The following is a 13700-nucleotide window of genomic DNA, read 5'->3' as shown; positions in this document are numbered from 1 at the left end:
GGAAACCCACAATGCGCAAAACAAAGATTGTATGTACGATCGGACCTTCCAGTGAGTCTTTGGAGAATCTGAAGAAGCTCATCATGGCAGGAATGAACGTAGCCCGTCTGAACTTCTCCCACGGTGATTTCGAGGAGCATGGCAACCGGATCAAAAACATCCGTCAGGCTTGCAAAGAGCTTGGTAAGAATGTTGCTATTCTGCTCGATACAAAGGGACCAGAAATTCGGACTGGAAAGCTTGAAGTTGAACCAATTGAATTGGTTCAGGACGAATATGTGACACTGACCACGGAAGAAATTCTGGGCAACAAAGACCGCATCTCGATCACATATGCCGATCTTCCTTCCGATGTTGAGCCTGGTTCCACGATTCTGATCGACGATGGTCTGATTGGACTCACTGTTGTAGAGGTTGCATCTACTGAGATTAAATGTCTCGTTGTCAATGGCGGTACGATCAAGAGCAAGAAAGGTGTTAACGTACCTGGAGTAAACATCTCTCTTCCAGGAATCACCGAGAAAGACGCCAATGATATTCTGTTCGGAATTGAGCAGGGAGTTGACTTCATCGCTGCTTCCTTCGTGCGCAAAGCTAGTGACGTGCTCGAAATCCGTGAGCTGCTTCAAAAGCACAACGCAGGACACATTCAGATTATTTCCAAGATTGAGAACCAACAAGGCGTGGATAACCTGGATGAAATTCTGGAAGCTTCCGATGGCCTGATGGTAGCTCGTGGTGACCTTGGTGTAGAGATTCCTGCGGAAGAAGTACCACTCGTACAAAAACGCATGATCGAAAAATGTAACGTTGCTGGCAAGCCGGTTATTACGGCTACACAAATGCTGGATTCCATGCAACGCAATCCTCGCCCGACAAGAGCCGAGGCAAGTGACGTAGCGAACGCAATCTTCGACGGCACTGATGCTATCATGCTCTCCGGTGAGACAGCTGCTGGTAAGTATCCGATTGAATCTGTACTGACTATGGCTCGTATTGCTGAGAAAGCAGAGTCTGCACTGGATTACCGTCAACTGTTCAAGAAGCAAAGAACAGCTCAAGAGATCAGCATCACTGAAGCGATCAGCCAATCTGTAGCTATCTCTGCACTGGATCTGCACGCCAAAGCAATCCTGACTTCCACAGAATCAGGTACAACAGCACGCATGATCTCCAAATATCGTCCAGAAGCTCCAATCGTGGCTGTTACTACCGATGAGAAGACGATGCGTCGTCTAGCTCTGACATGGGGTGTAGTAGCAGTAGAAGGACACGCTTGCGATACAACGGATGCGCTGTTCAACAATGCTATGGAGGGCGGCCTGAAATCCGGACTTGTGAAGGATGGCGACCTGGTAGTCATTACAGCAGGTGTTCCACTCGGACGCTCCGGATCTACGAACCTGATCAAGATCAGCCAAGTTGCAGCTGACGTATAAGACTGGGCGTCGTTAGACGAATGAATCTGGTCCGTAAATTGCATAATTACTGAATACTTCAGGGAACGCCCCGGCAGTAGAGAAATCTACGCCGGGGCGTTTTTTTGCGTACGGTAGCTGCACCCTCGGACTATCTGGCAGTAGAGGACCTACTCCTAGTCATCTTTAATGCAAGGCAGCATCAAAATGGAGATTCATCCAGGATGGGCTACGGTCTCTTGCTCCAGCCTCTGCTTGCTCCACTCGTTGATCAGGGCTGTAAGCTGCTCACCTGCTGGAGTTAACGACTCTGCACGGCTATGCATCCATACCTGATAGCGACACAATGGCGAGCGATTGATTCCCTGCCCCACTGATATTGCTTGCCAGTTGATTGCTTGTGGCAGTTGGGATGAAGCGATGCGTGGATAGAAGGAGATCAGGTTAGCGCTCTGCACCATGCCGGCCAGTGCCTGAGTGGAGTTCATTTCTAGTCCAGCATTGTAGCTGTGCTCCCGATACTCGCACCAGCGCTGCGTGAACTGACCTAGCAGGCTGCTAGCATCCTGAACGATCAATCGGTCAGCCTTCATTTGCTCCTCAATCCATTGCTCAGTAATCGAGGACCCCATAATCCCGCGCTCAGTGATGCTGTGCTCTGTGGTCTGATGCTCTCTACCTTGTTCCTCAGTAGCTCTATGTTCCCTATTGTAAGAATCCAATGCAGCATTCCCAGTGTGATCATTCACAGTTTGTATAATACCAATCTCGTCCTCCAGAATGATGCTTGAATTGAGACCAAGAGAAGCATCGGGTTGCTCGTGTGTGAATCCAATGTCAACCTCTCCGGCAGCCAGCATCGACAGAATGTTCTCTCTTGTCTGGACCATCAGCTTCACAGTTGCTGCGGGGTACCTGCCTGAATAATTCGCAATAAGTGTCGGCAATATAAAATTACCGGGAATATCCTCAGCAGCTACTCGTATTTGAGTTGCATGTTGAGTAGTGTAATCCTTTAACGCCTGCCGGGCGGATGCATCAAGAGTCGTAATCTGCTTCGCATAGCTGAGCAGCACCTTGCCAGCACTTGTGAGACTTGTCCTGCCGCGGCCGGTCTCGAATAAGCGTACTCCAAGCTCCTGCTCCATTTTTTTCATGTGAAAGGACACGGTTGGTTGCTTCAGCTTCAGTGACTGTGCGACCTCCGTTACTTTATGATATTTGTCGATGAGGACAAGAATCTGTAATTTGAGTATATTCATCTATCCGTGTACACCTCATGTGTGAAATATTCATTTCCTGATAACCCCAAAGTTTTATAAAGATGATAGTGAAAAACGAAGTTACATAGATATTTTATATACAAAAGAATAATTTATCTATGATTATTTAATATTATTTTTACAAAACGATGTTTTTAACCTAACATTCGATTTCTACAATGTAGAAGTGCTGATGGGAATAAACAAAAACCGTCACTTATTAAGGGGAGGACAAGTACAATGTTGAAAAAATGGCCGTTCATTCTGATGACTCTAACTATGGTGTTCCTGCTGGCTGCATGCGGATCAGGCACGAACAACGCGAGTCAAGGTGCGGGAGAAACACCAGCAAACAACGCAAGCAGCAGCTCGGAGACACCAGCGCTTAGCGGTAACGTTCTGGCTGTAGGATCCAGTGCACTTCAGCCGCTAGTAGAGCAGGCTGCAGAGAAGTTCATGGCTGTAGAAGAGTATAAAAATATTTCTGTACAAGTTCAAGGCGGCGGTAGTGGTACGGGTCTGACACAAGTATCCGGCGGACAAGCGGATATCGGTAACTCTGACGTGTTTGCTGAAGAAAAGCTGGAGACTGGCGCAGATGAGCTGGTTGACCACCTGGTAGCTGTAGTAGCAATGTCCGCAGTAGCTAACCCACAAGTTGGCGTGGACGGCTTGACTAAGGACCAACTGGTTGGTATCTTCACTGGTAAAATCAAGAACTGGAGCGAAGTTGGTGGAGCGAACCAAGAGATCGTAATCATCAACCGTCCTAGCAGCTCCGGTACACGTGCTACTTTCGAGAAGTACGCTCTGGGCACAAAAACTGAAGATCTTCCAGGCTCCATTCAACAAGATTCTTCCGGTACAGTAAAAAAGCTGGTTGCTGAAACTCCAGGCGCTATTGGTTACCTTGCACTGTCTTACCTGGACAACACAGTAACTGCTCTGAAATATGATGGTGTTGAAGCTACTGTAGAAAAAGTAGAATCCGGTGAATATCCAGTATGGGCTTATGAGCACATGTACACTAAAGGTGAGCCTGCTCCACATGTAAAAGCTTTCCTGGATTACATCCTGTCCGATGAAATTCAAAAATCCGATGTTGTTGATCTGGGCTACATCCCGATGAGCGGTATGAAAGTATCACGTGATGTAGACGGAAATGTCACCAACAAATAATCCGGCTTTGATCTGGATCGTATAACGAAGAAGAGGCGGAATAGTTCCGCCTCTATTCTTCGGTTATAAGACGGTATACGATGTGATATGAAGGGAAGGCATCCATGGAACAAAATAAACAAGCCCAAGACGTAAGATGGAAAGAAAAACACTTTTGGGAAGAATGGACCGGCCGGTTATTGACGTCGGTTTGTGTCGTTTTTCTGATTGCTGTTATCATCTCTATAGTTTACTTTGTCGCTTCTAAGGGAGTGGCCACCTTTTATGTGAATGGTGTTAGTATTAAAGATTTCTTCTTCGGTTCCAAATGGGCACCGGATGGAGAGCCGAAGCTATTTGGTGCACTGCCGTTCATTACAGGCTCATTTCTGGTTACCATACTGGCGGCCTTGATCGCAAGCCCGCTTAGTCTGTGTGCCGCGCTATTCATGACAGAGATTATGCCGAAATTTGGCAAGCGCATCTTGCAGCCAGCTATTGAACTGCTCTCCGGAATTCCATCCGTTGTCTACGGATTTATCGGTCTGTCTGTACTTGTTCCGTTGCTGCGTAATATTTTTGGTGGTCAGGGTAACGGGATCTTGGCGGGCTGTCTGGTTCTGTCGATCATGATTTTGCCTACCATTACTAGTATTATGGCTGATGCATTGGCATCACTGCCCAAGGGACTGCGCGAATCCTCCTATGCCTTGGGTGCAACCCGCTGGCAGACGATTGCACGAGTTGTTGTGCCGACGATGCTGCCTGCATTGCTGACAGGTATAGTTCTTGGTATGGCACGTGCTTTTGGAGAAGCACTCGCTGTGCAGATGGTTATTGGTAATGCACCGCATGTGCCTACATCCCTGCTGGAATCAGCTTCTACCCTGACGAGTGTCATTACCCTCAGTATGGGCAATACGGCTATGAACACGGTGCATAACAATGCTCTGTGGAGTATGGCGTTGGTTCTCCTGCTCATGACCTTTGTCTTCGTACTGCTGGTAAGAATGCTTGAAAGGAGAAACCGAATTTCATGATGAAGGCAAAAACGATAAATAAGGTCGCCACAGTAGTCATTTGTTTTTTTGCTCTACTCATTGTAGCGATTCTGGTAGGACTCATCGGTTATATTCTGTATCGAGGAATCAGTCATATTTCATGGGACTTCCTGACGAGCGCTCCTCAGACACTACGAGCTGGTGGCGGGATCGGACCTCAGCTATTTAACTCGGTATTCTTGCTCATTCTGACCTTGTTGATCACCATTCCACTGGGATGGGGCGCAGGGATTTATATGGCACAATATGCAAGACCAGGTCGGATAACGGATTTTATCCGTCTTACGGTAGAGGTGCTGTCGTCTTTCCCTTCTATTGTAATTGGTCTGTTCGGCTTGCTTCTGATTGTAAATACCTTCAACCTGGGCTTCTCTCTCTTGTCCGGTGCACTGGCGTTAGCGATCTTCAATCTACCATTGATGGTGCGTACGACAGAACAGGCGCTGCGAGCTGTACCGAAGGAGCAGAAGGAAGCGGGTCTCGCATTGGGTTTGTCCAAGTGGAAGATCATCACCTCCATTCTGATGCCAGCAGCACTGCCAAGTCTTATGACAGGCACAATCCTGTCTGCAGGCAGAATCTTCGGGGAAGCGGCTGCCTTGCTCTTTACAGCAGGTATGACGACACCTCCATTAGATTTCACGGATTGGAATCCACTGAGCCCACGGTCGCCCATTAATCCGCTGCGTCCTGCGGAGACACTTGCCGTTCATATCTGGAAGGTTAACAGTGAGGGTGTAGCACCCGATTCAGCACAGATCGCTGCAGGAGCATCTGCAGTTCTCGTCATTCTCGTGCTGGTGTTCAACCTCTCCGCTCGTTTTATCGGTAAAGTAGTCTACAGAAAGCTTACAGCAGCCAAGCGCATGGATTAAAGAAAGGATGACAATACGATGGCACAACCCTTTAGTACTGAAGATTTAAGTATATATTATGGACAATTTGAAGCGGTCAAAAAGGTCAGCCTGGAGTTCCCTGCGCAGACCGTGACGGCGCTAATCGGCCCTTCAGGCTGCGGAAAGTCCACTTTCCTGCGCTCACTTAACCGGATGAACGACGAAATTGCCTCTTCTCATACCAAAGGGCATATCTGGATGGACGGGAAGGATCTGAACGATCCGTCTACCGACGTCATCAAGCTGCGTCAGCAGATCGGAATGGTATGGCAGAAGCCGAATCCGTTCTACAAATCCATCTATAACAACATTGCCTTCGGACCCCGCTACCGTGGCGTCAAGAAGAAGAGCAAGCTGGATGAGATTGTGGAGAGCAGTCTTCGTCGGGCAGCCTTGTGGGATGAGGTTAAGGATCGACTTCATGATTCGGCTCTTGCTCTGTCTGGCGGACAGCAGCAGCGTCTGTGCATCGCGCGTGCACTGTCGGTCAACCCGAGCATTCTGCTGCTTGATGAACCTGCATCTGCACTCGATCCTGTCTCGACAGGTAAGATTGAGGAGCTGATTACAGAGCTGAAGAAGGATCTGCGAATTGTAATCGTGACTCACAACATGCAGCAGGCGGCGCGGATTTCTGACTTTACGGCGTATTTTTACATCGGTACACTCGTCGAACGGAACAATACCAAGAACATGTTCACGAACCCCGAAAATGAGCTGACCCAGGAATATATTATGGGTCGATTCGGTTAAATGAAACAGACCGTCCTAGAGGGACGGCCTGTTTTTTTGCATTCTTGCATAGAGTAGTATCATAACTTCAGATTGAATAGGTATCCGTACCCCTAGTTCGGAAATAATTCTGCAGGAACTCCTTCGCCCGTTGGGTTTTAGGATGATTAAACACTTCATCCGGGGTACCTTCCTCAATAATTTTCCCTTTATCCAAGAAGAGCACTCTGCTTGCAACTTCATATACAAAGTTCATCTCGTGAGATACAAGAATCATGGTCTGACCGTCTGCGGCAGTTCTTTTAATGGTGTTAAGCACCTCTCCTACCAGCTCGGGATCAAGAGCGGAGGTAGGCTCATCCACCAGCATCAGCTTTGGCTTCATGGCGAGTGCGCGAGCAATTCCGACGCGCTGCTGCTGGCCACCGGATAAATGCTTGGGATAATAGTCAGCACGTTCAGATAGCCCCACCAGTTCTAGCTGCTCTTTGGCTATTTGCGTTGCTTCGCTATCTTTGATTTTTCTTACAATCTTCAATCCCTCTTTCACATTCTCCAGAGCTGTACGGTGCTGAAAAAGATTGAAGTGCTGAAAAACCATCGCAGTGTGCTGACGAAGCTCCAGCCGCTGTTTGCCTGTAATAGTGCTGAAATCCACATTGAATCCATCCAGATCCAACTGGCCTTGATCCGCTTTTTCCAGGCAGTTCAGAGAGCGTAGAAAGGTTGATTTTCCAGCCCCAGAAGAGCCAATAAGCGCCACTACATCCCCTTTTTGAATCTCGACTGAGATTTTGTCCAGAATTACATTGCCGTGAAAGGATTTGGACAAATTACTTATCTTGATCATTAGATGTCCCTCCTTCCCAAGGAGAACCAACGACTCAGGCTATTTTTATGTTGGCCAGGCTCTGGAATCGAGAACCTTTTCTCCAGATATCTAAGAATTTGTTCAATGATGATCGTTAAGGCCCAATAAATAATGGCGAGAGCAAGATAGACCTCGAAGAATCTAAAATTACTTCCGGAGATAATCTTTCCTTGCGCCGTCATCTCTATGACACCTGCTACAAATGCCAGAGAAGTTCCTTTCAGCAGTCCAATCAATGCATTTCCAAGTGGTGGAGTGGCCACTACAAGTGCTTCTGGAAGTATCACTCGTCTCAATACCTGAAAATAAGTCATGCCTAGCGATTCGGCAGCTTCAATTTGCCCTTTATTCACGGACTGGAGGGCTGCACGAATGGTCTCGGAATTGTAGGCTGCCTCATTAAATGCGAAGGTGACCAGAACAAAAAGCATCGCAGGCACGGCATTAATATTATAGCTGGTTCCATACTGTTCATTAATAAATTTTAACAGCAACGGAATTCCATTATAGGTCAAATACAGCTGGACAATCATGGGTGTGCCTCGAATAAAGGAGATAAATACCGTAACTAACTGACTGAGAAACGGAACTTTTTTTATCCGGATCACTGCAAAGATTAGACCCATGCACAGACCGGCAATCATTGAAATAAAAGTGATTTCCAGACTTACGGGAAGAAACTTCAACAGACTGGGTATCGCTGAGAAAACTGCTTCAATATCAAAAATCTTTGCCATTAGGATTGCATTCCTTCCACGTTCAATTTCACGGACGAATAACCATTAATCAATCCAACTCTCTCAACGTTAGCTGTTCGTTCTGATATACGATTTCGGTATTATAGCGCTCTTTACTAATAGCATTCAGACGTTCAACAAGTGACTTAGTAACTTCTTTGGACGCCATGACGGGCAGACCCCGTTTGGTCACAATTGGATGAGTAAGCTGTAGATCTATTGGGATTAGTTCGTAGTCAAAACGCTTTTCTTCGACACTAAGATCAAAGGTGATCAAGAAATTCTCGGAGAATTTTCGATCACTATAGAAGCCTTGCCAATTCCCCTCGGAGTCTTTGGTTCTGTTTTTATGAAGAGTAGATGGAGCTTCATGTTCTGGGTAGCCATAAGCTGTGAACATTTCCGGAGAGATGATCGATTCTCCTGCTTCAAATTCCATGAACAGGCTTCCAATATTGTAGAAAATGGGTTGCCCGTGGTATAGCTCGATCCCTCTGGTAAAATGTGCTCCGTGCCCAAATACACAACTTGCTCCGGCATCTATGGCTTGATGTGCAAAGGTCTGAATGAATTCTGCCGGATAATCGGAATACCAGTTTTCATTTTCTCCTTCATGTGTGTGCAGGCTTATAAATACAAAGTCACTGCGCTCCTTAGCATCTCGAATTGAACGAAGAATCTCTTGCTGATCCCCCTCATGTGCTGTTGTCTTTACACGTGGGTCATCGCCTTTTTCGAACGTGAGATATCCTTCGAACAAGGAGCCAAATTCAAAATGGTTCTCTGATTTACTCTTGAATGTCTCTATCTTTTTGCCCTCTTCCATGCTGGAAGCAATGCCGATTCGTTGACTGATTTCTTTCAAGCTATCAAAATCCTGATTATTCACAACATATGTGCGCGACCAACGCAGCGGATTTACTCCCGGACGAGCGGGAACTCCGTTCCCGGGATTCGATGCTGCAAAGACTTCACTTCTCGTAACATCAATGGTAATGATGGCAATTCGACCATCTGGTGTATCTATGAACACAGGCTTGCGGGCATCATGTAGACTTAATCCGACACCCAAAGGGATCAATTCACGCTGCTCTGCCTCTTCAATTGTGTCGACTATGCCCTCAACTCCATAATCGCCTGTATGATTGTTAGCGAAGCTAATATAGCGAATGTTCAAATGCTTAAATTCGTCGAGCGCCTTGGGACGCACGCTTGTCTGATAGCCTCTGCCAGAAGCCGGAGCTGTGTTTTTTCTTGGTGTTACAAATTCTGCATTAGTGAACACTTCATCTGCTTCATTTAAAAGGGCTACAAGCTTCGGATCCATCGTCTTATATAAATTGCTGCTGGAGAACAGGGCGTCTCCCGTAACTAAAAATTTCATATTTTCCTCCTTATAATAGGTAGCTTTCCGAAAAAAAGTATCGCTAAATTGCTGCCAAACCCGATGTTCCATAAAGGTCCTGGCAGCAAAAGAGGATACTAATTCGACACGCTGGCTTATTGTTCAATTAATTCTTTCTTAGGCAAGAAATCTCCACCTAACTGCTCCTGACTGATTTTCAGCAGGGTTCCATCTTCGTAAATTTCCTTGATCCGCTTATTTACTTCATCTAGCAATTTGCTGTCGGTGGATTTAGAGAACAGAATGTAGGACCCTGGGTCACTATTTTCCGTGGAAAAAGGAACAATCTTCAGATTGGCAAAGCCATGCTCTTTGATCGCTTTTTCTGCGGATACTCGAGAGATAATACGAACATCATATTTTCCTGCTTCAATGCCTTCGAACTGCTTTACGAAGTTCTCATCGGTATAAATAATGTCAGCTTTGGCATCTGAATGCTGTTCATTGTAATTCTCAAGCAATGTTGCACCAGAGTTACCGACTTCAGTCACTGCCTTGTATCCCTTCAGATTATTGATCGACTGGAGTGTGTTATCATCCTTGCGGACAACAAATACATTGGCATTCTCAATAATAGGTAAGGAGAAATTATATTTTTCACGTCTTTGCTCATTGGAGCTGAAATTATTGACACCCAGTTGGAAGCGTCCGTTGTCCAGTCCGTTGAGGATGCCTTCGAACTCAATAGGTTGAATTTCAAGCTTGTATTCAGGAAGACCCTCAAAAATGGACTTGAGGACTTCGACATCGTATCCGGTGAGTGTACCATCCTTATCGTAGCTAAACGGGTTGCTTGTCCCGCTAGTAGCTGCCACAACCGTTGTTTGCTGGTTTCCGTCATCGCCTGGAGAGCCAGTGTCTGCGCCAGTCTTGTTCCCGCATCCAGCAATGATAACCCCCAACAATAATACAAAAACCCCTGGTAAAAATCTCTTTTTCAATTGACTGCTCCCCCTCGTTAAATAACGGAAAATTTTAATGTCCAATATTTCTTAGTGATTTAGTATGGAATGCATTATGACACGCTATATATATACTGTCAAGACAAAACGAAAAGTGATTTTTGTTCCCAGCAAGCAAATATGGTTTAATGGATACATAGCTATGTAATGAGAGAACAAGCGCAGCTTGACCAAGAACAGGAGAGGGACGACATGACAGAAGAAAGAGAACAGGGGGGACGGTGGTCTTCGGTTGAACTGCGTGTGCATTACGCTGAGACTGATCAGATGGCTGTCGTATATCATGCCAATTATGTAAAATGGTTCGAAACGGGACGAACTGAAATGTTAAGAGAAGCCGGCTTGACCTACCGAATGCTGGAGGAACAGGGTGTGTTGCTTCCAGTGCTTGATTTGGCTGTTCACTATCGCCAGCCAGCACGTTATGATGACCGTATCGTTGTCTATACACGAATCAAGGATATGTCGAAATTACGACTAACCTATCAATATGAAGTAAAGCGTATAATGGATCAGAATGAGCCTTCCTTACCTAGAGAACAAGGCGAGCTGCTTGTCACGGGAGAGACATCTCATGCTTGGCTAAGCCAGGACTGGAAGCCGGTACGATTGGATAAAAGGTTGCCCGAGGTGTATGAGCAATTACTCGCATTATATAAGGAAGGGGAGGAATAAGAGCATGTTAAGACCAATTTGGCTGCTAATGTTATTGATCCCCGCCGCTGAGCTGTATGGATTCATCTGGCTCAGTAATCAGATCGGTGCAGGCAAGACCATTCTACTGATGCTGTTCACGAGTATCATTGGTGTCGCTATGATGCAGTTCGAGGGACGCAAAGTCATTGCAGATGCCCAGCGCGCTATTAATCGTCAACAAATGCCTGGCAATAAGATGCTGGATGGCTTATGTGTATTTATCGGTGGTACGATGCTGCTAATCCCTGGCTTCATTACGGATATCATTGGATTTACGGTGGTGTTCCCGTTGACCCGACCCATCTATCGAATGCTGCTCTACAAATGGGTGGAGAAGAAAATGAAAAACGGCAACATCACTTTTTTTCGGCGCTTTTAATAAGCAGCCGATTTTTTTTTGATAAAATGAAAAAAAATTAAAAAAACTACTTACAAAAAATAAGTTTGTGTATTATAATAACAAATATACATAATGTACTAATGTGATATTTCGTACACTTGTGAATATGGCAAATGAGACTTACATACGAATCTCAAAGGAGATAGGAATATGAGCGATTTGAAAACGATAATTGAGACTAGACGGTCAGCCGTTAACTTTGTACCAGATACACCGATTTCGGAGGAAGAGCTGCAGCAGATCTTTTCGCTGAATCGCTATGCACCATCCGCTTTTAATTTGCAGCACTCTCATTATATTGTTGCCACCTCGGAGGAGAGCAAGGAGAAGCTCTATCAGGCGTCCAAGCAGTATAAAGTGAAGAATGCTTCGGCTACGATCGTGGTGCTGGGAGATACGAAGGCTTATCTTCATGCTGGCGAAATTAATGCGGGTATGCTGAATCTCGGCATGATCAGCAAGCTGGATTATGATCAGGAGAATGAAGATATAACTCGTGCCTATGAGTCTGGTGGGGAAGCCTTTCAGCGTGATGAAGCTATTCGAAATGCCAGTCTGTCCGCCATGCAGCTAATGCTGATTGCTAAGGATCATGGTTGGGATACATGTCCGATGATCGGCTTTGATCCGGCAAAGGTGCAGGAACTCTTTGAAATTCCTGAGCGTTATGTACCCGTCATGCTGATTACTCTCGGCAAAAGTGTGAAGGACAAAGAACGTCCGCGCGGATATCGCAAGCCTGTGAATCAATATGTAAATATCAATTCATTCCAATCACCTAATTAATACGATGGTTAGCAGGAGGGAGGCCGGAAGGCAGCTCTCCTGCTTTGTTTATAAGCAGCTATTATACAGCCAAGTCCGTTCGTGTCGGGGAAGACTCATATAGCTGAAAGTTTGCTTAAATCCTCTGTATTAATATAGGTATTTGTGCCTTCCGATGATAATCTAGGTGATGAGCTAATGTACTTCGTTAGTATACTTATTCGGATGGAAGGTGCGGATCAAGACATGAAAATATGGACAAAAGTAGCTACCGCTTCTCTGGCTCTGACATTGGCTGTGTCGGGAGTAGTGCTAACACAACCGGCTTATGCGGCACAGGCAACGAAAACCTTACAGGCCGTCTATAACAACATTCAGATCGTCTACAACGGATCTCAAGTAGCGACTGAGGGGGAGCTGGAGCCGTTCCTCATCAATGGCACTACATATCTGCCACTGCGTGTTGTGGGTTCTGCCCTGGACAAGAAGGTTACTTGGGATGGCACCAATAAGCGAGTAGTCATTGAGGATACCTCGATAGCCGTAGATGAGACGACAATTACGGCCCTGAACAGTCAGATCAATACACTCCAGCAGGAGCTGACAGCATCACAGGCCCTTGTGCAGGAGAAGGATGCGTCCATTGCCACGCTGAACAGCCAGATTGCCTCGTTACAATCTCAGGTGAATAGCAGTAGCAGCAGTAGCAGTAGTAGTAGCATGACTGTTGCGAAGCTGGAGGATCAACTGAATGACGATTACGAGGATTATCAATCTACGGACTCCGTTATTGATCTTAGTGGTGATGAGGATGATCTGTATCTGGAGATAACAGTGGACAGAGATGGCTGGAGCGATTTGTCTTCTAGCCAGCAGCGTAGCTATGTACAGGATATAGTGGACGATATCCTGGATAAATACGAGGATGCGGATATTTCAGGTGAGGTGTATGATTCAACCCGATTGGCAACCATTAATGTAAGCAGCAGTGGGACGGTAAGCTTGGGTAACACGACAGTAAGTCTGTCCGAACTTAGGGATGATTTGAATGATGATTATGGCACTTATAATGATGTGAATTTCAACATCTATCTTTCGGGTGATGAGGATGATGTTACTGTAGAGGTATACGTATATGAGGATGATTGGACAAGTCTGTCCAGCTCACGTCGTACCTCCTTCGTGGATAATCTGATCGGCGATATCGAGGATGCTTATCCGAATGCCTACATCAGTGGCTACATTTATGATGAGGATGACTCGTCTACAATTGAACGATTCAATAATTAATTCCATTGTAATAATATGAAAGTTGTAACTAGAGAGGCATCCCCGTT

Annotated in this window: 14 protein-coding genes; 9 read left to right on the top strand and 5 right to left on the bottom strand. The window is 45.9% G+C overall.

Annotated elements, in window-relative coordinates:
* The first annotated feature begins 11 nt into the window (after positions 1-11).
* Positions 12-1439 (top strand): pyruvate kinase, encoded by a 1428-nt coding sequence (gene pyk / locus D328_RS0116120; RefSeq protein ID WP_018886056.1) that lies wholly within the window; start codon positions 12-14, stop codon positions 1437-1439.
* Between the two features lie 194 nt (positions 1440-1633).
* Here the strand turns inward: pyk and D328_RS30335 are convergent, their stop codons facing one another.
* Positions 1634-2680 (bottom strand): LysR family transcriptional regulator, encoded by a 1047-nt coding sequence (locus tag D328_RS30335; RefSeq protein WP_018886055.1) that lies wholly within the window; start codon positions 2678-2680, stop codon positions 1634-1636.
* Positions 2681-2920: 240 nt separating this feature from the next.
* Between D328_RS30335 and D328_RS0116110 the strand changes: the two genes are divergently transcribed.
* From D328_RS0116110 to pstB, 4 genes are all read left to right on the top strand, one after another.
* Positions 2921-3859 carry a phosphate ABC transporter substrate-binding protein PstS family protein gene (locus tag D328_RS0116110; RefSeq protein ID WP_018886054.1) on the top strand — a complete coding sequence of 313 codons (939 nt, stop codon included), beginning with the start codon at positions 2921-2923 and terminating at the stop codon, positions 3857-3859.
* 104 nt (positions 3860-3963) lie between these two features.
* Positions 3964-4878, top strand: a complete 915-nt coding sequence (pstC, locus tag D328_RS0116105; RefSeq protein ID WP_025681349.1) for a phosphate ABC transporter permease subunit PstC — start codon at positions 3964-3966, stop codon at positions 4876-4878.
* Positions 4878-5774, top strand: coding sequence for a phosphate ABC transporter permease PstA (pstA, locus tag D328_RS0116100; RefSeq protein WP_025681348.1), 897 nt, complete (start codon positions 4878-4880; stop codon positions 5772-5774). The genes pstC and pstA overlap by 1 nt, the downstream gene beginning before the upstream one ends.
* Positions 5775-5792: 18 nt before the next feature.
* Complete coding sequence (gene pstB, locus D328_RS0116095) at positions 5793-6548, top strand: phosphate ABC transporter ATP-binding protein PstB (protein ID WP_018886051.1); 756 nt, start codon at positions 5793-5795, stop codon at positions 6546-6548.
* Between the two features lie 67 nt (positions 6549-6615).
* Here the strand turns inward: pstB and D328_RS0116090 are convergent, their stop codons facing one another.
* From D328_RS0116090 to D328_RS0116075, 4 genes are all read right to left on the bottom strand, one after another.
* Positions 6616-7377 (bottom strand): amino acid ABC transporter ATP-binding protein, encoded by a 762-nt coding sequence (locus tag D328_RS0116090; protein ID WP_018886050.1) that lies wholly within the window; start codon positions 7375-7377, stop codon positions 6616-6618.
* Complete coding sequence (locus D328_RS0116085) at positions 7377-8135, bottom strand: amino acid ABC transporter permease (protein WP_018886049.1); 759 nt, start codon at positions 8133-8135, stop codon at positions 7377-7379. Before D328_RS0116085 ends, D328_RS0116090 begins: the two co-directional genes overlap by 1 nt.
* 49 nt (positions 8136-8184) lie before the next feature.
* Entirely contained in the window at positions 8185-9519 is a 1335-nt protein-coding gene (locus D328_RS0116080) for a CapA family protein (RefSeq protein ID WP_018886048.1), read from the bottom strand.
* A gap of 116 nt (positions 9520-9635) precedes the next feature.
* Positions 9636-10481 carry a transporter substrate-binding domain-containing protein gene (locus D328_RS0116075; protein ID WP_154659117.1) on the bottom strand — a complete coding sequence of 282 codons (846 nt, stop codon included), beginning with the start codon at positions 10479-10481 and terminating at the stop codon, positions 9636-9638.
* A 213-nt stretch (positions 10482-10694) separates the two neighbouring features.
* On the opposite strand from D328_RS0116075, the gene D328_RS0116070 reads away from it, so the two are divergent.
* The 4 genes from D328_RS0116070 (at position 10695) to D328_RS0116055 (ending at position 13653) form a co-directional block, all read left to right on the top strand.
* Positions 10695-11177: an acyl-CoA thioesterase gene (locus tag D328_RS0116070; RefSeq protein ID WP_018886046.1), complete on the top strand. Its 483-nt coding sequence runs from the start codon at positions 10695-10697 to the stop codon at positions 11175-11177.
* A gap of 4 nt (positions 11178-11181) precedes the next feature.
* Positions 11182-11577 carry an FxsA family protein gene (locus tag D328_RS0116065; protein WP_018886045.1) on the top strand — a complete coding sequence of 132 codons (396 nt, stop codon included), beginning with the start codon at positions 11182-11184 and terminating at the stop codon, positions 11575-11577.
* Between the two features lie 171 nt (positions 11578-11748).
* Complete coding sequence (locus D328_RS0116060; RefSeq protein ID WP_018886044.1) at positions 11749-12384, top strand: nitroreductase family protein; 636 nt, start codon at positions 11749-11751, stop codon at positions 12382-12384.
* Between the two features lie 225 nt (positions 12385-12609).
* Entirely contained in the window at positions 12610-13653 is a 1044-nt protein-coding gene (locus tag D328_RS0116055; protein ID WP_033413149.1) for a stalk domain-containing protein, read from the top strand.
* Positions 13654-13700: the final 47 nt, after the last annotated feature.

Source organism: Paenibacillus massiliensis 2301065 = DSM 16942, from assembly GCF_000377505.1.
Lineage (GTDB): Bacteria > Bacillota > Bacilli > Paenibacillales > Paenibacillaceae > Paenibacillus > Paenibacillus massiliensis.
The sequence above is the reverse complement of the archived record's forward strand: the minus strand, read 5'-3'. Positions and strand labels throughout refer to the sequence as shown.

What these genes read in the sequence shown, in the direction of transcription:
- D328_RS0116060 (WP_018886044.1), top strand. Translation starts at nt 11,749, where the DNA reads ATGAGCGATTTGAAAACGATAATTGAGACTAGACGGTCAGCCGTTAAC.
- D328_RS0116055 (WP_033413149.1), top strand. Translation starts at nt 12,610, where the DNA reads ATGAAAATATGGACAAAAGTAGCTACCGCTTCTCTGGCTCTGACATTG.
- D328_RS0116070 (WP_018886046.1), top strand. Translation starts at nt 10,695, where the DNA reads ATGACAGAAGAAAGAGAACAGGGGGGACGGTGGTCTTCGGTTGAACTG.
- pstB (WP_018886051.1), top strand. Translation starts at nt 5,793, where the DNA reads ATGGCACAACCCTTTAGTACTGAAGATTTAAGTATATATTATGGACAA.
- D328_RS0116085 (WP_018886049.1), bottom strand. Translation starts at nt 8,135, where the DNA reads ATGGCAAAGATTTTTGATATTGAAGCAGTTTTCTCAGCGATACCCAGT.
- D328_RS0116090 (WP_018886050.1), bottom strand. Translation starts at nt 7,377, where the DNA reads ATGATCAAGATAAGTAATTTGTCCAAATCCTTTCACGGCAATGTAATT.
- pstC (WP_025681349.1), top strand. Translation starts at nt 3,964, where the DNA reads ATGGAACAAAATAAACAAGCCCAAGACGTAAGATGGAAAGAAAAACAC.
- pyk (WP_018886056.1), top strand. Translation starts at nt 12, where the DNA reads ATGCGCAAAACAAAGATTGTATGTACGATCGGACCTTCCAGTGAGTCT.
- D328_RS0116110 (WP_018886054.1), top strand. Translation starts at nt 2,921, where the DNA reads ATGTTGAAAAAATGGCCGTTCATTCTGATGACTCTAACTATGGTGTTC.
- D328_RS0116065 (WP_018886045.1), top strand. Translation starts at nt 11,182, where the DNA reads ATGTTAAGACCAATTTGGCTGCTAATGTTATTGATCCCCGCCGCTGAG.
- D328_RS30335 (WP_018886055.1), bottom strand. Translation starts at nt 2,680, where the DNA reads ATGAATATACTCAAATTACAGATTCTTGTCCTCATCGACAAATATCAT.
- pstA (WP_025681348.1), top strand. Translation starts at nt 4,878, where the DNA reads ATGAAGGCAAAAACGATAAATAAGGTCGCCACAGTAGTCATTTGTTTT.
- D328_RS0116080 (WP_018886048.1), bottom strand. Translation starts at nt 9,519, where the DNA reads ATGAAATTTTTAGTTACGGGAGACGCCCTGTTCTCCAGCAGCAATTTA.